Below are 20,220 nucleotides of genomic sequence, written 5' to 3' on the forward strand. Positions count from 1 at the left end.
TTAAGATGCTTTTACTAGCATCTTAATTTCAATAGCTAACCAATAGATTTCAACCTGGTTCGAATGCTGAATGTAATTTATTTTAATGCTAATCAGTAATACAACGCCATTTTATTAGTAATAACATCACTAGATTTTATTAAAACCAGTGAGATATTCCCCTATGCTGACAAGTGAATTTTTTAATGATTTGAAGCTAAGCCCAATCTCAAGCCTGTTAGCAATAATAGTAACGGCCATTGGATTAATCTCATCGTTTCTAGTGTTACTTCTTTATTTAACTGACTTTCGCATTGAAAAACAGCATGAAAACTACAAAGATATTTATCGAATAGAAACACGTTTTAATTTACCCAATGGTGATGAAATAAAATCAGCACAAGTTCCCTTGCCGCTTATTTCTATTTTGGAGAATGATAAAGATATCAAACATGTTAGCGCCATTGTTCGTATATTCACCCGCTTGCAAGTCCACGATAAAAACCACTCAAATGTAGATATCTATGCCGTTAGCGCTAACTTTTTTAACACTTTAAATCCTTACCAACAAAAAATCCCCTATCTGGCACGTAATGAAATTATTATCACTCCAGAATTCAACCGCCAATATCTTCATTTGGATAGTCCGCAAGGGCATGTCATTACATTAGGGGATAAAGGGCAATTTATCATTAAGGAAGTAGTTGAATTCAATAAGTCGAGTCGTTTTAACACCAAAGCAATCATAGCATTGGCCCCTGAAATTATAGATAGCTACCAAGATAAAAGACATGATTGGTATGATACACACGCCTATGCATTTATTACTATGGAACCCGGAACCAAGCCCAATGCTGAGCAACTGAATTCGTACATCAGCCAGTACGCCCCTCAACTTCCTGGTGCCCCTTTTAGCCCTGAAGAGTTCATCCAGTTATCGACTCGCCATATTACCGATATTCATTACGATAATGCATTACCTGATGAGATCAGCATGGTGATTTCATCAGCATATTTAAATATTTTATATGCCTCTGGTTTATTTGTTTTTTTAACCACAACCATGAATTTCTTCAATATTAACAATGTCATTAATGCAAACAAGAAAAACAGTTTTTATGTCAAAAAAGCCGTAGGCGCCTCCCATTATCAACTCATTATTGAGTCATTCTTCATTGCAACATTGCAAACTGTATTTATGCTTTTGTTGGTTATATTCATCTTAGTCTCTCTAATACAACTCTCGGATGGGGTCAGAGAGCTAATTCTCACTCATGGTAGTCAAGATTTCTTAACCGCATTCTCTATTACACTAGCAGCCACATACCTGGCTATTTTACTGGCTCATTTTCTATTTTTGTTTACCCTTTCTCGCCCGAATAACAGCTATTACACTCAACAGTCTCGTAGCCAAGGTATACAGAGCCTCATGTTTTGTTTACAGCTGATTATTGCTGGCATCATTATTTATTTGTGGGCTGGCATCACGACGCAAATGCGGTTTATGCAAAATAATAACTTTGGTTATGAAACTGAGAATATCGTGACATTCGCACTAAATGATGAATTAAAATCTCATGTATCAATAAATAACTTGCAAGATAAATTAAGAGCAGAAATTCAAACAAATAATATTGCAATGAGTAGTTGGCAGCCATTTGACATGTCGAGAACTAATATCTCGGTGTTTCATCATAACCAGCAAGAGAAAGATAAGTTAACTACAGTATATACAGTGAATGTAAATAAACACTTTATTAATACGTGGGGCATAAAAACTCTTGCAGGTAGTGAAAATCCTATCCTACCCAGTGATGATAAAAATATACATCATGCTATTGTAACCAGGTCTTTCTTAACTTTAATGGGGTTAGATTCTTATGACCAAGTATTAAATAATTTATTCTATATAAACGAAGAGGATATGCAGCAACCAGTAAAAATCATGAGGATAGTCGATGATTTTTATCTCGCAGATCGTGAAAACACTCCATCACCACTACTTATTTTCATTAAACATGATATTCAACGCTATGCCGCAGTAAAACTCCACGACATACGGGATATAAACACTATAACAAGATTACTACAGCACTATGGTGTTAATCCTGAACAAATAAAATCAGTCAATAATTTACACGAAGAGTATTTTGACAATAATATACTCATGCAGAAAACCATTAGTAGAGTTACTCTATTATCAATTATATTAATTATTATTAGCACAATAATAATCAGCACATCTGAAACTAAACGCCTTGGCAAAACATTAGAAATAATGACATCAATTGGTGGTTCTATTTATACTAACATCATTTTCTTTATACAGCAGAATCTAATCCCTATAGTTATCGCCACCGGAATATCACTTCCTGTCAGTTTTTTATTATTACATCGGTGGATGAATCAGTACAGTTTAGTCAGTGGCGTATCCTATGTCTATGCAACTTGCGCACTCCTTAGTTTCATTTTATTCGTGATTGTTGTTATGACTATTACACTTATTTTTAATAACAGCACACTGACTATCAGGAGAAATAAATAAACATTATGGATATAAAAATAGAACAAAAAACATCTATAAATAAAAGTGCTAAGTTAGTCATTATTTGCGTATTGCTGATATTTATTTCAGGTATTTATTCTGTATATTATTTATCTACCGCACAACAAACCTTACTCATTTCTCGAGATGATGCTATTTTTCATACAATAAAACCAGAAGCTTATCATGAGCGACTCATTACCCGAGCTATTACTGTACCAAAGGAGAGTATAATTGTATCGAGTGAGCGAGGCGGGAAAATTATTAATATTACTAAACAGGCCTTTGATACTGTTGTAAAAGGGGATGTTATTGCCAATTTATCAAACTATGACTTTATGCTGGAGGCAACATCCAGAATAGCCACCATTGCTGAAAAAATAAATAACCTGCGTAATATGAAAATACTGCTGGAGCAAGATAATCGAGATACAAAGATTAGCTTGCAGGAAGCTGAACACCAAATAGCTATAATTTCTAAAGATTTAAATAGACATCAAGAACTTGACAAAAAATCGATGATTGCAAAGTCAGAATTAGAATATCAGGTTGGTATGTTAAAAAACTGGCAGGCAAAAATTGATATACTACGGGTGCATGATAATAAAAACAAAGAGTCATTCCCCCCACAATTGAATAGTATTGATAGTTCAATTTTATTGCTTGAACGGATGATGAAAATGATCGAAAACGGTATGGATCAGTTAGTAATAACTGCACCTATTGATGGGACATTATCTGTTTTAGATATTGAGTTAGGCCAACAAATAAAACCGGGTGAAAAAATTGCAATCATAGATAACTTACAGTCCTATTATTTTAATGTTTACTTCAGTGAATATTATCTTGATAAGATAATCCCACAGAGCCATATCGTTTCACAAATAAATGGTCAAGATATTCCATTACTCATTGAATCTGTATCAACCATTGTTGAAAATGGTAAATTTAAAGCAAAACTTGTACCTTACCATGATAGCGCCATCCCACTAAAAAGGGGACAATCGATTGAAATACAAATCTCATTACACGAAGAAAATAACAATGTATTACTGGTACCTACAGAGAGTGTTATTTCAGATAAGCATGGGGATAAATTTATTTATATCTACCAACCAGAAAAGGATCAGGCGGTTAAAACTCAGATTGAAACTAAACGTAGAAGCGCTATAAAAACCGAAATCACCACAGGATTAATGGCTGGACAACAAATTGTTATGCCTCCTAATACCAATAATAATGAATATTCTATCATTGAGTTCAAATAATATGCTAACCATTCAAAATGCCCAGAAGTGTTACATCACTAAAACAATAAAAACCAAGGTTCTTAATCATCTTAGTTTTTCTGTAGAAAAAGGTGATTTTGTTGCTATTATGGGGCCATCCGGGTCAGGTAAATCAACACTACTCAATATCATTGGTATGTTTGATAACCTAGACAGTGGCTCACTCACTCTCGCCGGAAAAGATGTCACCAAGTTGACCTATTCACAAAAAATCATTCTGAGAAGATCACTTATAGGTTATATTTTTCAGTCATTTAATCTTATTTCCCATTTATCCGTCTTTGATAATATTGCGTTACCGCTTAAATATCGCGGTATTAATAAGAAAGAGCGCATTGAACGAGTCGATCAAGTCTTGACGCTTTTCGGTATTGAGAACCGGAGAGACCATAAACCGATACAATTATCTGGCGGCCAACAACAACGCGTAGCAATAGCCCGGGCAATGGTATCTAAACCTGCATTACTTTTAGCTGATGAACCAACTGGGAATTTGGATAGTAAAAATTCACATACAGTGCTTCAACAATTGAAAAATATTAATAAAAAAGGCACCACTATTATTATGGTGACACATTCAGATGAAGCCTCTGCATATGGGAATAGAGTCGTTAACATGAAGGATGGTAATTTCACATGACAAGATAGGAATACATTATGGAAAATAACATACCGATTAAAAATATTGATTGCATTGATATTAATAATATAAATGTGCAAAACTTAAAGAAACTTGATGCTTGTGAATATAAAAATTTATCCGCTTATCTCATAGGGAAGATTCCAGCACCCAAATTATTAGAGATTGATGAACTAGAAATATATAATGAAGAAATAAAACAAAGCATTTCTGCCAAAGCAATTAAAGCAGAGAAGTTAGTTATTGTGTTGAAAGCAACACGTTTATGTAACTTGCGCTGCACTTATTGCCACTCATGGGCTGAAGGCCCCAATCAGACAGTTTCATTTCAGACCTTAGTGCATACTGTACGCCAACTCCTTGCTATTCCGAATGTAAACAGATTTGAGTTTGTATGGCATGGAGGAGAAATTACACTGTTAAAACCTTCTTTTTTTAAAAAGCTTATATGGTTACAACAGCAATTTAAACGACCAGAACAATATATAACCAACACCATGCAGTCAAACTTAGTCAACATTTCGGATGAGTGGCTAAAATTCATCCAAGGCATTGGCATGAATGTCGGGATTAGCCTTGATGGAGTCCCAACTGTAAATGATAAGCGGAGAATTGATTATCGAGGGCGAGGGACATCGGATCGTGTTGCACAAGGAATTAAAAAACTTCGCCAGCATAATATTTTATATGGCGCACTCATTGTTGTTGACCGAGATGTATATCAAACTGACATGAGAGAAATGCTAGATTATTTTATTTCAATAGAATTAAATTGCATTGAGTTTCTTAATATCGTGCCAGATAATCGGTTGGTCAAAGGTGAGTATGTTGGCTATAATTTTATCAGTTATGCTGAGTTTATTCATTTCCTCTCAATATTATTTACTCTCTGGGTAAAAGATTACCAAGAAAAAATACATATTGCCGTTTTTGACGATTTTATAAAGGTGCTAAAAAATCCTAGCCAGAAACCAGCTGCCTGCTACTGGTCAGGTAATTGCTCACAAGAAATTATTACTCTGGAACCCAATGGGGATGTATCACCTTGCGATAAATATGTCGGTGATCAAAACAGTATTTATGGTTCACTATTATCTACTGACTTAGCAGATCTTCTAGCACGCTCACCACATAATCAACAAGCCATCAATGAGGAAAAAGAAGCGACTAAAAAAATGCATCATTGTCAGTGGTTTTCTATTTGCCATGGCGGTTGCCCCCATGATCGAGTGATTAATCGTAGACACACCAAAGGATATAATGATGCATGCTGCGGCACCGGGAAATTGCTAGCCACCATCCAGAACTATATAACTAGTACTACTGAAGCCACCGAGTTGTGACTTCAGTAGCTAGATACTATTGGCCGCTATTATTCCGTTTATAGTTCAACTTCTTGTCCTTTACGATGTAAACGTAAAGAAACCAAGAAAGTTAAGAAACACATTGCCGAGACATACCAAAAGAAGCTGCTTTCCATATCAAATGATTTGAGTGATAGCGCCACATATTCAGCACTACCGCCAAACATTGCATTGGCGACGGCATAGGATAAGCCAACACCTAAAGCCCGAACTTCTGGTGGAAACATTTCTGCTTTCAGTAGCCCGCCAATGGAGGTGTAGAAGCTAACAATAATTAGGGCCGTGACAATCAGGGCAAAAGCAATATAGGGGCTGGTGACGCCTTTTAGTGCATGCAAAATTGGCACCGTGAGCAGCATTGATAATAAAGCAAAAATCAGCATGGACGTTCGCCGGCTAATACGGTCGGATAGCGCACCAAATAGTGGTTGGATTATCATGAAAATAAACAGTGCTGCCGTCATGACTAAGCTGGCGGTTTTTACATCCATCCCTGCGGTATTGACCAAATACTTTTGCATATAGGTGGTATAAGTATAAAAAGAGAGCGAACCACCGGCTGTGAAGCCCAATACCATAATAAAAGCACGGCGGTTCTTCCACAGCCCTTTTAAGCTACCAGCATCTTTTTTATTGCGTGTCTTTTCATCCGAAGTTTCATTTAGCGAGCGCCGTAAGTAAAGTGCAACCACGGCCAGTAATGCCCCCAATACAAAAGGAATACGCCATCCCCAACTATGCAATACTTCCGATGGCAGGGTTTGCTGTAATAAAACCAGCACTAATAATGCCAATAATTGTCCGCCAATTAGCGTGACATATTGGAAAGAGGCATAAAAACCTTTGCGCCCTTTCACCGCAACTTCACTCATGTAAGTGGCGCTAGTACCATATTCTCCACCAACAGATAACCCCTGAAATAGACGCGCAACCAATAACAAAATAGGGGCCAGACTACCAATTGAGGCATAAGTGGGTAAGCAGGCAATCATTAACGATCCCGCGCACATCATGTAGACCGAAATAAGCATCGAGAGCTTACGGCCATGCTTATCGGCGATATATCCAAATAACCAACCGCCAATTGGGCGCATCAAAAAGCCCGCAGCAAAAACCCCCGCAGTTTGAACTAACTGGGTCGTAGGATTATCATTAGGAAAAAAAAGGGGCGCAAAGTAGAGCGCGCAGAATGAATAAATGTAGAAGTCGAACCATTCAACCAAATTACCCGAAGAAGCACCAACAATGGCCCGAATTCTCTGCCGAGTATCCGCTTGTTCCGTTAGCCGAGCTGAATGCGCGGCTATTGCTGTACTTTCTGCCGATGCCGCATCTACTGATGTTGTGTCTGCCATATTGATGTGTCCGTCATCTTGTGGGACGTCCATGCCGCCATAAACCCAGCTCCGAATATGTGCAGGCACTGAACTCTCATTTCTATATTGTTATGTTGTTATATATTGGTAACAATATCGTTTCAATTGGAGTTCCCCCCCAGACGGCAGTTTAGGAAAAACCTCACTTCCTCTTGTGATGTCAATTGCATAAATATGTAATCAAACATGTGTGATTAGAATTTTTTGAGAGAGTAACCGCAGAAATAAGCCATCATAGGTAATATTCCGCCTACCGATGAAGGGGCGGAATATTACCAAGCTGTTGTACTTTATTTCTGCGGGCTAAAATGCTGATCCCGGCTGTAATAAAAAGGCTTGTTCTTCTGCGCTGGATACGCGCCCAAGAATATGATTACGGTGCGGATAACGGCCAAAACGATCAATAATCGCTTTATGGCGCAGTTCATAGTCCAGTTGGAGCTCATCACCTAACTCCGTATAGAGCACCAATGCTTGTTGATGAATTAATGCTGATTCTGAATGCATAAAGGGCAAATAGAGAAAACCACGCTGCGTCTTAGATAACTGCCCTACCTGACCGCTGCTAACTGCCTCTTGTGCCAACACCAATGCCATACCATCACAGGAGAAAGAAGTCGGTAAATCGCGAAACAGATTTCGGCTAAATTGATCTAATATCAGTATTTCAGCCAAGCGCCCTTCAATATTCCGCCGCCAGTGAGCCAACTCCCCTTTAGAAGCTGCCTGCCAGACTGAACCAAAATGCTGGCGTAAATAGGCGTCAAAATCCTCGTCTTTTTTAAACCACAGCGCCTGATCCATTTCTTTAAACCAGAATTTCAGAATTTTTTGATAGTCCATATCCCCTCCTACTTCGCCTGATAAGGGCAACTGATAATAAAAAAGAGTATTGCTGATTAAGACAATATCAGTCTGAAGCCTCTTTGCCCCCCATCAATTCACCCGCATGGCAATCTCTGCCATAATGGCTCTCTTATTTGGTAGGCATTCTATCTTTTTGCAACGATGCCCTCAGACCACGGAGTTCAGCATGGATCACTGTAATACCTCGGATTTACTCTCTCTGGAACAAGCACTGACTAAAATGCTGTCACAGGTCACGCCATTACAGACTACAGAAACCGTCGCACTCACTGATGCTGCGGGACGTATCACAGCTTGTGCTATTACATCGCCGATTGCCGTACCACCATTCGCTAACTCAGCCATGGATGGTTATGCTGTGCGCTGTAATGAGCTTAGCAGTACAACGCCATTGCCGGTGGCCGGTAAGGCTTTTGCAGGTGCACCATTTAAAGATACATGGCCTGCCAATACTTGCGTGCGAATCATGACTGGCGCACCAATACCCGCGGGTGCCGACGCCGTCATCATGCAAGAACAAGCGACGGTGAGTGAACAAGGGATCATATTTAGTGGCAATGTACATGCTGGGCAAAATATCCGGCTGGCAGGTGAAGATATCCAACAAGGTGCCGCCGTTTTCCCTGCGGGGGTAAAATTAGGCGTGGCACAATTGCCGCTCTTGGCCTCATTGGGTATTGCGGAGGTGACGGTTTTCCGTACATTGAAGGTCGCCATTTTTTCGACCGGTGATGAGTTGCAACCGGTCGGGCAGCCCTTGGGTGAAGGTCAGATTTATGATACCAACCGCTTTGCGGTCCGTTTGATGCTGCAACAACTCGGTTGTCAAATTATTGATCTTGGTGTCATCCCTGATGATCAACAAGCACTGCGCAAAGCTTTTGAACAAGCTGATGCTGCCGCTGACTTGGTCATTAGTAGTGGTGGTGTTTCAGTGGGTGAAGCCGATTATACCAAGCAGATGTTAGATGAGCTGGGAGATATTGGTTTCTGGAAGTTAGCCATCAAGCCCGGTAAACCTTTCGCTTTTGGCCAGTTGGAAAACGCCTGGTTTTGCGGATTACCGGGTAACCCGGTCTCTGCGGCCCTGACATTTTATCAGTTGGTGCAACCGCTTATCGCTAAACTATCGGGCCATTCTGAGTGGCATCCGCCATTACGATTGAAGGCGAAAACAACCACAAAATTGAAAAAAACACCGGGCCGATTGGACTTCCAGCGTGGGGTTGTCTCCACTAATGCCGATGGTGAACTGGAAGTACGTAGCACCGGTCATCAAGGTTCTCACGTTTTCAGCTCATTCAGCCAAGGTAACTGCTTTATTGTTCTTGAACGGGAGCGTAGCTCGGTAGCCGTCGGTGAAACCGTTGAGATCGAGTTATTTAATGGGCTATTGAGTTAGTGAATAATTGAACAATCAATTGCTGAGAGGCGGACATGTTGCCTGAACTTTCCGATGCACAAACCCTGCGTTATAACCGGCAAATCGTCCTGCGTGGTTTTGATTTTGATGGTCAGGAAAAACTCAATGCAGCCAAGGTATTAATTGTTGGTTTAGGTGGTCTTGGGTGCGCAGCAGCACAATATCTGGCAGTGGCAGGTGTCGGTCACCTTACACTGCTGGATTTTGATACTGTTTCCCTCTCTAACCTGCAGCGGCAAATTCTGCACCGCGACAACCGCATCGGGATGGCTAAAGTGGCTTCTGCGGCCCTGACACTGTCAGAGATGAATCCCGATGTACAGCTGGAAACCATTGATACGCAGTTAAATGATGAGCAACTCTCCGTTGTGATAGCTGAGCATCAGTTAGTATTAGATTGTACTGATAATGTCGCCAGCCGCGAGCAACTTAATCGCCTATGTTATGCGCAGCATAAACCACTGGTTTCTGGTGCGGCAATTCGCATGGAGGGGCAAGTCAGTGTATTTACCTATCAGGAAAACCAGCCTTGCTATCGCTGTTTGAGCCGGTTGTTTGGTGATAATGCCCTAACCTGCGTTGAAGCCGGTGTCATGGCCCCATTGGTGGGTATTATTGGTAACCTACAGGCGATGGAGGCCATAAAACTGCTGGCTGATTATGGGCAAGTTATATCGGGCCGCCTACTGATGTACGATGCCATGACGGCCGAGTTTCGTAGTTTGAAGCTGGCAAAAGATGCCAACTGCGAGGTTTGCGGCAAAGTGTAGCTGGGCAATCACCGGGTTATTCAAGCAAAAAAAAGCTGATGCAAGGCATCAGCTTTTTTATTAACACTCAGTCAAACAATCAGGACTGAATACCTTGGCTACGCAGATAATCTTCGTAGTTACCGGTAAAGTCGATCAGTTTTTTCGGTGTCATTTCAATCACACGCGTCGCCAGAGAACTGACGAACTCACGGTCATGGGAGACGAAAATCAATGTGCCTTCGTACATTTCCAATGCCATGTTAAGAGATTCGATGGATTCCATATCCAAGTGGTTAGTTGGCTCATCCATTACCAGAATGTTAGGGCGCTGCATCATCAGCTTACCGAACAACATCCGCCCTTTCTCACCACCAGACAGCACTTTAACTTTCTTCTTGATATCATCTTGGCTAAACAGCAAACGGCCTAACACGCTGCGCACAGCCTGCTCGTCGTCTTTTTCCTGTTTCCACTGACTCATCCAGTCAAATACCGTCAGGTCGATTTCAAAATCGCTGGCGTGATCCTGCGCGTAGTAACCAATCTTACTGTTTTCAGACCATTTTACCGTGCCGGTATCAGCCTCATAATCGCCGACCAAGGTTTTCAGCAAAGTAGATTTACCGATACCGTTTGGCCCGAGGATAGCCACTTTCTCACCCACTTCCAGACGCAAATTCAGGTTCTTAAACAGTGGGCCGTTATCAAAACCTTTGGTCAACATTTCAACTTCCAGCGCATTACGGAACAACTTTTTATCCTGATCAAAGCGGATAAACGGGTTCTGACGGCTAGAGGCCTTCACTTCATCAAGCTGAATTTTATCAATCTGACGGGCGCGAGAAGTTGCCTGCTTGGATTTAGAGGCGTTAGCACTAAAACGGCTAACAAAAGATTGCAGCTCAGAGATCTGAGCTTTCTTCTTGGCGTTATCAGATAACAGACGCTCGCGGGCTTGAGTCGCCGCGGTCATATATTCGTCGTAGTTACCCGGATAAACACGCAATTCGCCGTAATCCAGATCCGCCATGTGCGTACACACCATATTCAGGAAGTGACGGTCATGGGAAATAATGATCATGGTGCTGCTACGTTCGTTCAGCACTTGTTCCAACCAGCGGATAGTATCGATATCCAAGTTGTTGGTTGGTTCGTCAAGTAACAGAATTTCTGGGTCAGAGAACAGGGCCTGCGCCAGCAATACACGCAATTTCCAGCCGGGAGCGATTTCGCTCATCAAACCATAATGCTGTTCAACCGGAATACCGACGCCAAGCAACAATTCACCGGCACGGGCTTCTGCGCTGTAACCATCCATTTCACCATAGGCAACTTCCAGATCAGCCACTTTATAGCCATCTGCTTCGCTCATTTCAGCCATGGCGTAAATGCGGTCGCGCTCTTCTTTTACTTCCCACAGTTCGCCGTGACCCATGATAACGGTGTCCAGCACTGTGTTGTTTTCAAAGGCGAATTGATCCTGACGCAATTTACCCAGACGCTCATTCGGGTCTAGGAAGACGTTACCGCCACTTGGCACCAGATCACCACCAAGGATTTTCATGAATGTGGATTTACCACAGCCATTAGCGCCGATCAGACCATAGCGATTACCGCCGCCGAATTTTACTGAAATGTTTTCAAACAGCGGCTTGCTGCCGAATTGCATGGTGATATTGTTAGTACTTAGCACAGAGCTCGCTCTCGATTGGATTACTGAATAGGGATATTCAAGAATACTAGAAAATGTGATTCGGCGCGCATTATGCCACAAGATGGCAAGAGTATCGCCTCCAGTTTGCATGAAATCTCAGCAGGGGGATAAATCGGGTAGTAGGCCAACAGCATAGCGGGGCTAATGACACATCAAAGGGGCTAAATAGCCCCTGTTATAGAAGATGCAAACAGCTCTATTTTCAGTGTGTTGCATCCTTGACGCATTGCAAGGCACTGTACTTATCCAACAAGAAAGGCCGTAAATAGCCCACAGTATTGGACATCGGAAGCACTTCTTCACTGAGATGAATATTCAGTGTATTGCTCAGATAGGCACGGCGCTGTTGTATTCTTTGCCAAACTTCTGGGTAATGAGTCGCCAGTTCAGCACGCAACTGTTGGTTCGCCAGTGCAATACAATCTTCTGCACTCACCCCGGCATAGCCTTTTACCGAAGGAATAATATCAATTTGGAATAACATCCCACTGCGGATTTTTTCTTCTGAACCAGAATAAATCGGCGAGCAAAGCCATTCTTCATCTGCAGTCAAATGGCCTGGATTTAATGACCAGTGGTATTTCGCCTTAGGGAAAACAGTTTCAACTAATGCATACATCTCTTTACCCGGCATTCCGATGCGAATATTTTCCAGCCAGGCAACTACCGTGGTGTAATAGGGAATAGCAACTTTATCGAGATAATCTCTTTGTGCCGCAGGTAATTCATCAGCATGGTGAACAGCATAACCGGTTCGACTGCTCAGGCCGCCTTTAAAACCGGTAGTCAAAGATATCTTATCGCCAAGTTGTATCGCTTTATCCCCCGGATACAAATTAGCCTGTTCAAAACGCTCGCCCGTAGCGGCAATTATCACAACCGTATTTGGCTGCCCTTCATCAGCCAAAAAGTGACCAAGTTGCTTTTCTGTTATGCCAACGTCTACCGTGGCTAATGCTTTGAGAACACAGTTAGAAGCCAGATTAGCGCCATATTCATAATGTGCTAATTCATTAGCATTATTCGTTACTCTGGCCGCAGTATCACTGCCAATAAATAGGCTTGTAGCATTGATAATTGCTGTTTCGGATGAAACAGACTGTTTAATCGCAACCAGAAGAAAATAAGGAATATCAAACAGCTGGTTATTATCATCCAACTGACTGGTAAACAGTTTCCACCCGACAACCCCGACCTTTTTAGCGCGCTGAATTCCGCTATCAGCCAATAATTCGGCCAGCGTTTTACTGTTTTCCATTGGCTGGTTTGGCAGTGAAAAATAGGGTACATGGATTGCTGTATTACTGACTCGGGCATATTGAGATAACTTCAAATTCTCGTTGCCCAGCAATAAATAGACGTCCCCAGAAGCATGCAACACCATGGCGGCTTCTTCAAATCGGGGGATAAACCCAGTCAGATATTCAAAATTACCCCCATGTTCTTTATCAGCATAAACAAGTAAGTAGTCGATATTAGCCTGAATCATATTGCTGATAACTTTAGCTTTACGGGCAGCAATAGTGCTATCACTTATCGCTATTTTGGCGATAGCATCGAATCTTGGTGGGGCATCAATAGGGTTAAGTTTTACATGGCGTTTAGCAATCATCTTATTCATTACCCAAGTTAGTTAATGTAACGTCACCTGACCCATTACGTTTTCGCTATAACCATTTCGCATTGCGGGTGAAGGAAATAGTTAACCAGCGATGTGGGCCTGACTCACCAATCGCATGAGAGATTTCATCGCGTATTTTGTCAAAATAGGATACTCCGCTATTTTCCATTTCAGGCGGGATAACCACATGAATTTCAACAAACAATCCTCGTCCAATACGAGTTGCATAGTGCGAATAATCAACAAAGTTGTACTTCGCCATTAAACTGTCCATTAAGTTTTCCATCGAAGCATCCAAGGTATCTGGTGTCATTTGCAATACTTCACGGACCGCCGAGATAACTGTTTTTATCGGAACAGGAATCAAAATCAACGTTAACAATGCCAATACGCTAGGGTCAGTATAAACAACCAAATGCTCATAGCGGGTACCTTCCATGCTCCAGGAAAGTAAAAAAGCCACTAATAAAGCAGAGCTAATACAAGCCGACATCAGCCAACTTTTGGTATCCAGCGCGATTAATTCAGACTTAACACGTTTATTTAAACGCCGCTGTTTTAAGAAAATAGTAAAACAGAAAATGCTGACCACTAAGGCATAAACAATAGCCCAACCAAGCTCTAATTCCCGGCCACCATCAATAATACCTTTAATAGCATTAACAAAAGCATACAGACAAAGGAGAGCCAATAAGCTGCCGTTAAAGGCCAAAACCAGAGGTTCGACATGCCAGAAACCATATTGAAAACGCCGACTATTCGGTTGGCCCAGTAATCGTGATACCAACAAAGATAAACTGCACATACCTGCATCTAAAGCAGAGAACATACCATCGAAAATAATCGACATCGAACCACATACAATACCGAAAATGATCCCCATGATGGCAATAAATAAAGTACAAATGATCGAACGTCGTAAAATCTGCTGTTCGAGTTGAGTATCATGCAGCATAGGCGCTACCGGTTTACTAAGTGTTGTCATGATTACAACCTATTTTTATAGCAACTTATTGTTTTATATTATTTATTTTTCTATTTTAGCTTGATGAATTAATCACAATCAAGAAATGTGAAAGTCAATCAGAGCTATAAGTAGTGTGTCATATTATTCCAATTTTACCAGTAAATTACCTATGAAAACCTGAATATAAAACTTGGTTAATCTGTTGTTTTTTCTTATTTAATACAGAATGTTTTTTGTTATAAGGGATTTTATATCGCACTAATGGGTTAATTACCATCACACTTTAGTATTTATCTTAAAGCCATTCACGACTAAGGCTTTATACTTTATGTCTAATAACAGATTTTATTAATTTTAATAACATATAACCAAGTTTGATAGTCGTAATTAACATCAGTAGTAAATGAGAAGAAGTTGTTATTCGTCAATAATACCGTTTCTGCATAGAGATATTATGCTCGACTTACGATAATACCCGTTCTGGGGGATATATGGCGGCAAAACTAAATATTCTATTAGTGCATGGCGCGTGGGCTGATGGCTCACAATGGCGATATATTATTCCCGCCCTTCACGCTATGGGGCATCGGGTTATTGCTATCCAAAATCCACTAACATCATTGGCTGATGATGTGGAACGCACAATTAAGCTAACCACTGCATTATATGGCCCAACATTATTAGTTGGTCACTCTTATGGTGGAATGGTAATTACCCAAGTTGGGCACCTGCAAAATGTGGTCGGAATGGTTTACCTTTCCGCGTTTGCTCCAGATGCTGGTGAGAGTTTATCAAGCACTTTTGCTTTGCGTGCTCCCCCTGTTGGCGCGGCTTACATTCGCCCGGATGACAATGGTTTTTTGTGGGTAGACACCGATAAATTCCATGAGAATATGTGTCAGGATTTCGATGAAAATGAAGCTCTGGTAATGGCTTTGGTACAAAAACCCTTAGCAGCACGTGCTTTTACCGATAAATCGGCTCAGCCAGCCTGGCGGGTAAAACCTTGTTGGTATCAGATTTCAACAGAAGACAGAATGCTGCCCGTCGAAACACAACGCGAATTTGCCAAACGCATTCAGGCACAAAAAGTCATTGAATTACCCTCTGGCCATGCTGCACATCTCTCGCGCCCACAATCAATCATCGAGCTAATTGCGGATGCCGCCAACGCGGTGAGATAGTTTTATCCCGCCCCAATGCCGCAGCGCTAAAGTCACTTTCTGATATTAATCAGATGATTACTAGCGAAAAAAAATCCGCTCGAGAGCGGATTTTTATCAATTACAGCATCTCACTATTAAAGATGAATGCTGATAATCCTAAGCAAATACTTAGAAAGTGTAGCCGATGCCAGTAACCCAAGTACCAACGTCAACACTACGGATGCGGCTCTGTTCGTAAGAAACGTCCAGGGCAACATTTTGCATCAGGTTAAACTGCATACCTGCGCCGTAAGTTAAGCCGTATTCGCTGGTGCTATCTTTAGCGCTAGCAGAAGTTGGGAAGTTCTGGCTGAAACGGCCATAACCCACACCGACCAAGCCATAAATGCTAGCCCAATCGTTGATGCGGTATGCTGGGCCACCAGTGATGGAGTAGTATTGCGCTTTGTTGTATACAGAAGAGCTATCACCGAAGCTGCTTTTTTCAGTGTGAGTGAAAGAGGTGATGTAACCCAGTTGAGAATCACTCCACTCGTAGCGGTATTTCAGGTTGAAACCTGAAGCCTTGTTAGCAACACCTTGGTAGTCGCTCTGGGCATAACCACCAGAAACGGTACTTTCACCAGCAAAAGCAGAACCTGCAGTGACTGCCAATACACAAGCTGCTACAGCTGAAAGACATGTAATTTTATTCATAACCACCTCGAAAGACGCAAATTTTTTAGATGAAACAAAAACACCATCAAATTATAACAATAAACAGTTAGAAACTCTGCCTGATAATGATTGTCTAACTAATTATTTGGTGTAACAAAGAATTTCAAGCATCTTCTATCTTGTTAATACCTTTACGATTTTCTGCTATTCTACTCCTCTTTGTGACCTCCATCACTAAAAGCCTTCCAGACTATTCTTAATTTTCATGCTCAAATTAGCGACAAAAATAGCGTTAAAAAACAGCAACTCAAGAAAATAATTAATTTTTTTGTTCTTTTCTGCTGCCTATTTAAAGTCTTTGGTTATTTTCAAACACTTCGCTGACATTTCATTTACACTGGCTGACATTGATACCGACTATTTTTCTTTGAGGCTTAAAAGGATGTCTCTGTCTCCTTCATCCAAACATTCACTCCCACTGCTTCCGATTTTCTTGCTGATAATCGCCATGATCTCAATACAAAGTGGTGCATCTTTGGCAAAAAGTCTGTTCCCGTTGGTGGGTGCTCAAGGGATAACCTCCCTACGCCTTGGCATCGGCACACTGATTCTGTTTGTTATCTTTAAACCCTGGCGGATGCGGTTTGAAGCGGGTAGCCGCTTGCCTTTGCTTGTTTACGGGGTGACATTAGGTGGCATGAATTTCCTGTTTTATCTGTCGTTAAAAACAGTGCCACTGGGCATTGCCGTTGCCTTGGAGTTTACCGGGCCTTTGGCCGTCGCCATGTTAGCTTCACGCCGCCCAGTTGATTTTATCTGGGTCGGTTTAGCCATTCTTGGCTTGTGGTTCCTCTTACCATTAGGGAATAGCATCGGCACCATTGATTTGTTTGGCGCAGCTTGTGCGCTGGGTGCCGGGGCTTGTTGGGCTCTTTATATCGTTTCAGGCCAAAAAGCCGGGGGCGATCATGGCCCCGGAACCGTGGCTGTGGGTTCTCTGATTGCGGCACTGGTTTTCTGCCCGATTGGTATAGCTTACAATGGCTTGGCGCTGTTTGACCCGGCAATTTTACCGGTTGCTTTGGCTGTGGCTATTTTGTCTACCGCATTGCCCTACTCACTTGAGATGGTCGCTCTAACCCGCCTCCCTACACGCACATTCGGTACATTAATGAGTTTGGAACCTGCATTAGCAGCGGTTTCGGGGCTGGTATTTTTAAATGAACATCTGACATTGATTCAATGGCTGGCACTGGCATCCATTATCAGCGCGTCTATCGGCGCAACTCTGACAATTAAATCCAAACCACAAATTGATCAAGTTGCTTGAAAAGGAGCCGTATATGGAAATCAGAATTGCGACTGCCGAAGATTTTGGCCAAATATGGCCCTTGTTTCAGGCGGTAATCAGCCGTGGTGACACCTACGTGTTCACTCCAGATACGCCTGAACAAGATGCCTATGATTACTGGTTTGGCCCCGGTGTTCGCTGTTTTGTCGCGCTGCATGAGCAACGCATTGTTGGCATGTATAAATTAATCGATAACCAACGTGGCCTTGGCTCTCATGTCGCCAATGCTTCATTTATGGTTGACGGGCAAGCTCGTGGATTAGGGATTGGCAAAGCACTGGGGATTCATTGCATTGAGCAGGCAACCACTCTGGGATACCGGGCAATGCAGTTTAACTTTGTGGTCAGCACCAACACCCTGGCAATTGCACTTTGGCAAAAGTTAGGTTTTGAGATAATCGCCACCCTGCCAGACGCATTTAACCATAGTGAATTAGGTTATGTTGATGCCTATGTTATGCATCGAGCACTGGTAGCAGATCAGCACTGACGGCCCAATTCCCCCAGAAAAAATTTTAATCGACTACACGCCAGCCCAGTCATTTCGCGGGCTGGCGTTTTTTATTCATTATTTTTCAATTTTTTTGCATCCAAAACACCAGGCTGATTCGTATAGGTAGATGTGAGGCAAGACTTCACCTCAACTACCCTAAAAGGAATACATTATGAAAACGCTTATTCGTACCGCTATCTGTGCTTCCTTAGTGTTCAGCAGTGTTTCAATGGCCGCCATGATGTCCGAAACTGTCATGGTGGGTGGCGCTTCAATGTTCCCGAGCAAAAACATTATTGAGAATGCGGTGAACTCGAAAGACCACACCACTTTGGTTGCTGCAGTGAAAGCTGCCGGGTTAGTTGATACCCTACAAGGTCCCGGTCCCTTTACCGTGTTCGCGCCCACTGACGCTGCCTTCGCAAAATTGCCAGCAGGTACGGTTGAAAATCTGGTCAAACCAGAAAATAAAGCCCTGCTCACTCAGATCCTGACGTATCACGTGGTGGCTGGGAAGTACGATATGAAACAGTTGGAAAGTAAAATTAAAGCCGGTGGAGGATCTGCTGAACTGAAAACAGTTAACGGGCAGCCACTATGGATTATGAGTAACGGCCCACATAATATTCAGCTCAAAGATGCTAAAGGCAATATCGCCAATATCAGCACCTATGATGTACAACAGAAAAATGGTGTTATCGATGTTATTGATACTGTCCTGATGCCTAAATAAAACCCGTCTATACTGGGTGCAGTGTCTCACTGCACCTGACGGGTTTTTTTAGGGATTGGCGCATGAATGAATGTTCGCTGGAACAACAGATCGGGCTGATAGATGCCATAGCTCAAGGCGATCAGTCCGCTTTTGAAAAGCTTTACCGACTCACCTCCCCCCGATTATTCGCGGTCGCTTTACGAATGCTCCGCAATCCTGCCCGAGCAGAAGAAGTTTTACACGACAGCTTTCTCACCGTTTGGAACCGAGCGGGGAATTATAATGCGCAACTCAGTGCGCCGCTGACGTGGTTAACTCATATCGTACGCAACCGGGCAATCGATCTGATGCGGGGCAGTGATAATCGCCTGCAAAGCTTGGACGATGACGACACAGATTATCTGATCGATAACTCTCTGACGCCCCTGGCACAATTGCAGCAAGACAGTGAAGCCAAGCAATTGGCGGGCTGCCTGGCACATCTGACGGCAGAACAACGCCAAAGTATTATGTTGGCTTATTACCAAGGGCTTTCTCATGGGGAAATCGCTGTTCATTTGCAGCAACCACTTGGTACGATAAAAAGCTGGATACGTCGTGCACTGGACCACCTGAAGGACTGCGTAGGCTTATGAAAAACAGACGCGAATATGACTCAGCACTGGCCGCAGAGTATGCGCTGGGAACCCTGCGCGGACTGGCCCGGATACGCTTTGAACGCAGAGTACGCCGTGATGCACGACTGGCGGCAGATGTTGCCAGTTGGCAAAGCCTATTTACTCAATTGGATAACCAACTAACTCCGTTAGCGCCGCCTGAGCGCGTTTGGAAACGACTGGAGTTACAGTTGCCACCTATAAATGTACGCCACATCAAACGGAATCGTTGGTCTTATATTGGCTGGGCAGTAGCTGCCGGTCTTGCCGCCATGTTAGTGATACCCCGTTTGTTGGTAGAGCCTCCAACAGCCATACCGGTGGCGGTGTTGTCGAACAGTCAGCAAAGTGGTCAATGGGTCGTCAGCCTTGAGAAATCAACCCGCAGTTTGACACTCACACCGCTGAATCCTATTGCAGTAAGTGACAACAATAGCCTTGAATTATGGACTATTCCTGCGGGCGAAAAACCCCACTCACTGGGTTTACTCAATCCGCATGGCCCAACGCAACTGGCACTGGCCGGCAATCAATTAAGCGGGAATTCATTACTGGCTATCAGTCTGGAGCCCCACGGTGGGTCACCAACCGGCCAACCAACCGGCGCCGTATTGTTTAGTGGGCCATTACAAAATATGTAAGATA

The 20,220-nt window shown here is 42.5% G+C and carries 18 protein-coding genes; 12 read left to right on the forward strand and 6 right to left on the reverse strand.

Going from position 1 to position 20,220, the window contains the following annotated elements:
• The first annotated feature begins 163 nt into the window (after positions 1–163).
• Genes darB through darE form a run of 4 tightly spaced genes read left to right on the forward strand, consistent with a single transcriptional unit; the run spans position 164 to position 5,796 of the window.
• Positions 164–2,524, forward strand: coding sequence for a darobactin export ABC transporter permease subunit (gene darB, locus N0H69_RS17630; protein ID WP_050151639.1), 2,361 nt, complete (start codon positions 164–166; stop codon positions 2,522–2,524).
• Positions 2,525–2,529: 5 nt separating this feature from the next.
• Positions 2,530–3,792 carry a darobactin export ABC transporter periplasmic adaptor subunit gene (darC, locus tag N0H69_RS17635; protein WP_050151638.1) on the forward strand — a complete coding sequence of 421 codons (1,263 nt, stop codon included), beginning with the start codon at positions 2,530–2,532 and terminating at the stop codon, positions 3,790–3,792.
• A gap of 1 nt (position 3,793) precedes the next feature.
• The gene (gene darD, locus N0H69_RS17640) at positions 3,794–4,453 is read left to right on the forward strand and encodes a darobactin export ABC transporter ATP-binding protein (RefSeq protein ID WP_050122328.1); all 660 of its coding nucleotides are present in this window, start codon (positions 3,794–3,796) and stop codon (positions 4,451–4,453) included.
• Positions 4,454–4,470: 17 nt separating this feature from the next.
• Complete coding sequence (gene darE, locus N0H69_RS17645) at positions 4,471–5,796, forward strand: darobactin maturation radical SAM/SPASM protein DarE (RefSeq protein ID WP_050151636.1); 1,326 nt, start codon at positions 4,471–4,473, stop codon at positions 5,794–5,796.
• Between the two features lie 38 nt (positions 5,797–5,834).
• Here the strand turns inward: darE and N0H69_RS17650 are convergent, their stop codons facing one another.
• Both N0H69_RS17650 and N0H69_RS17655 read right to left on the reverse strand, forming a co-directional pair.
• Positions 5,835–7,172 carry an MFS family transporter gene (locus N0H69_RS17650; protein WP_050107935.1) on the reverse strand — a complete coding sequence of 446 codons (1,338 nt, stop codon included), beginning with the start codon at positions 7,170–7,172 and terminating at the stop codon, positions 5,835–5,837.
• Positions 7,173–7,496: 324 nt separating this feature from the next.
• Positions 7,497–8,036 carry a DUF924 family protein gene (locus N0H69_RS17655; protein ID WP_050107582.1) on the reverse strand — a complete coding sequence of 180 codons (540 nt, stop codon included), beginning with the start codon at positions 8,034–8,036 and terminating at the stop codon, positions 7,497–7,499.
• Positions 8,037–8,226: 190 nt separating this feature from the next.
• Between N0H69_RS17655 and moeA the strand changes: the two genes are divergently transcribed.
• Positions 8,227–9,462, forward strand: coding sequence for a molybdopterin molybdotransferase MoeA (gene moeA, locus N0H69_RS17660; RefSeq protein ID WP_050122334.1), 1,236 nt, complete (start codon positions 8,227–8,229; stop codon positions 9,460–9,462).
• 35 nt (positions 9,463–9,497) lie between these two features.
• Positions 9,498–10,253 carry a molybdopterin-synthase adenylyltransferase MoeB gene (gene moeB, locus N0H69_RS17665; RefSeq protein ID WP_050151634.1) on the forward strand — a complete coding sequence of 252 codons (756 nt, stop codon included), beginning with the start codon at positions 9,498–9,500 and terminating at the stop codon, positions 10,251–10,253.
• Between the two features lie 79 nt (positions 10,254–10,332).
• Here the strand turns inward: moeB and N0H69_RS17670 are convergent, their stop codons facing one another.
• From N0H69_RS17670 to N0H69_RS17680, 3 genes are all read right to left on the reverse strand, one after another.
• Positions 10,333–11,928: an ABC-F family ATPase gene (locus N0H69_RS17670; protein ID WP_072077593.1), complete on the reverse strand. Its 1,596-nt coding sequence runs from the start codon at positions 11,926–11,928 to the stop codon at positions 10,333–10,335.
• Between the two features lie 223 nt (positions 11,929–12,151).
• Positions 12,152–13,570, reverse strand: coding sequence for a M24 family metallopeptidase (locus N0H69_RS17675; RefSeq protein WP_172665443.1), 1,419 nt, complete (start codon positions 13,568–13,570; stop codon positions 12,152–12,154).
• A gap of 46 nt (positions 13,571–13,616) precedes the next feature.
• A complete protein-coding gene (locus N0H69_RS17680) occupies positions 13,617–14,555 on the reverse strand; it encodes a cation diffusion facilitator family transporter (protein ID WP_050122337.1) in 939 nt (312 codons plus the stop codon).
• A 473-nt stretch (positions 14,556–15,028) separates the two neighbouring features.
• Between N0H69_RS17680 and N0H69_RS17685 the strand changes: the two genes are divergently transcribed.
• On the forward strand, positions 15,029–15,721 hold the full coding sequence (locus N0H69_RS17685) for an alpha/beta fold hydrolase (RefSeq protein WP_050122339.1): 693 nt from the start codon (positions 15,029–15,031) through the stop codon (positions 15,719–15,721).
• A gap of 150 nt (positions 15,722–15,871) precedes the next feature.
• Here the strand turns inward: N0H69_RS17685 and ompX are convergent, their stop codons facing one another.
• Complete coding sequence (gene ompX / locus N0H69_RS17690; RefSeq protein ID WP_050107590.1) at positions 15,872–16,399, reverse strand: outer membrane protein OmpX; 528 nt, start codon at positions 16,397–16,399, stop codon at positions 15,872–15,874.
• A gap of 403 nt (positions 16,400–16,802) precedes the next feature.
• Here ompX and rhtA point away from each other — a divergent pair, with 403 nt between their 5' ends.
• The 5 genes from rhtA to N0H69_RS17715 all read left to right on the forward strand — a co-directional run bounded on the left by rhtA (position 16,803) and on the right by N0H69_RS17715 (position 20,216).
• Positions 16,803–17,690 carry a threonine/homoserine exporter RhtA gene (gene rhtA / locus N0H69_RS17695; RefSeq protein WP_050122341.1) on the forward strand — a complete coding sequence of 296 codons (888 nt, stop codon included), beginning with the start codon at positions 16,803–16,805 and terminating at the stop codon, positions 17,688–17,690.
• Positions 17,691–17,703: 13 nt separating this feature from the next.
• Positions 17,704–18,201, forward strand: coding sequence for a GNAT family N-acetyltransferase (locus tag N0H69_RS17700; RefSeq protein ID WP_050136018.1), 498 nt, complete (start codon positions 17,704–17,706; stop codon positions 18,199–18,201).
• 175 nt (positions 18,202–18,376) lie between these two features.
• Entirely contained in the window at positions 18,377–18,937 is a 561-nt protein-coding gene (locus N0H69_RS17705) for a fasciclin domain-containing protein (protein WP_050107594.1), read from the forward strand.
• A 62-nt stretch (positions 18,938–18,999) separates the two neighbouring features.
• A complete protein-coding gene (locus tag N0H69_RS17710) occupies positions 19,000–19,554 on the forward strand; it encodes a sigma-70 family RNA polymerase sigma factor (RefSeq protein ID WP_050107596.1) in 555 nt (184 codons plus the stop codon).
• The gene (locus N0H69_RS17715) at positions 19,551–20,216 is read left to right on the forward strand and encodes an anti-sigma factor (protein WP_050107597.1); all 666 of its coding nucleotides are present in this window, start codon (positions 19,551–19,553) and stop codon (positions 20,214–20,216) included. Before N0H69_RS17710 ends, N0H69_RS17715 begins: the two co-directional genes overlap by 4 nt.
• Positions 20,217–20,220 lie beyond the last annotated feature (4 nt).

The sequence above is a fragment of the Yersinia alsatica genome (genome assembly GCF_025133195.1).
GTDB classification, from domain to species: domain Bacteria; phylum Pseudomonadota; class Gammaproteobacteria; order Enterobacterales; family Enterobacteriaceae; genus Yersinia; species Yersinia alsatica.